Below are 256 nucleotides of genomic sequence, written 5' to 3'. Positions count from 1 at the left end.
GAGAATGGGAATAGGAACATATTCACAATTGAGTGCTCAAAACCCATAAAGAAGAACAGCATTACCGGCATCCACATCGCAGCCATTTTGCCTGTAGCGCTCGTTGAAATCATCGCTCCAACAACACCCATGCTCACCATCCAGTTACACAACATGACACGGATAAAAATCGTAAACCAACCAGAAGCGCCATGCTCTTGATAACCAAGCGTTCGAGACTCACCAATCGTACTTACTTTCGCAGCAAGTGCTCCGC

Annotated in this window: 1 protein-coding gene; it reads right to left on the bottom strand. The window is 46.5% G+C overall.

Features of this window, described 5'->3' with window-relative positions:
- Nucleotides 1-256, bottom strand: a 256-nt coding sequence (locus tag A3751_RS01015) for a formate/nitrite transporter family protein (protein ID WP_197466078.1), incomplete at both ends; no start/stop codon positions are given.

The sequence above is a fragment of the Oleiphilus sp. HI0080 genome, from assembly GCF_001635135.1.
Note: the sequence above shows the minus strand (reverse complement) of the source record. Positions and strands in the feature narration are given on the sequence as shown.